Here is a 203-nt window from a genome sequence, read left to right as displayed (position 1 = left end):
GTGACTGTGCTGTTTGGCGCGACATCAGTAGTGGTACCTGAAATGTCAGCCGTTTCTGCGCCGTCATTGATGGTGAGCGCCACATCAATTGAACCTGGTGTCGCATCCATATTGTCGGTGTCAGCATCGGTAACGGTTTGACCGTTTTGGTCGACTGCTGAGGCATCAACGGTAATGTCGCCATCAACTAAGCCTGAAATATC

Annotated in this window: 1 protein-coding gene; it reads right to left on the bottom strand. The window is 50.7% G+C overall.

Going from position 1 to position 203, the window contains the following annotated elements:
* On the bottom strand, positions 1-203 hold a 203-nt coding region (locus tag BCU84_RS20775), incomplete at both ends, for a hypothetical protein (protein ID WP_198589634.1).

The sequence above is a fragment of the Shewanella sp. 10N.286.51.B7 genome (assembly GCF_002873615.1).
Taxonomy (GTDB): domain Bacteria; phylum Pseudomonadota; class Gammaproteobacteria; order Enterobacterales; family Shewanellaceae; genus Shewanella; species Shewanella electrodiphila.
This window is presented reverse-complemented; position numbering and strand designations above follow the sequence as displayed.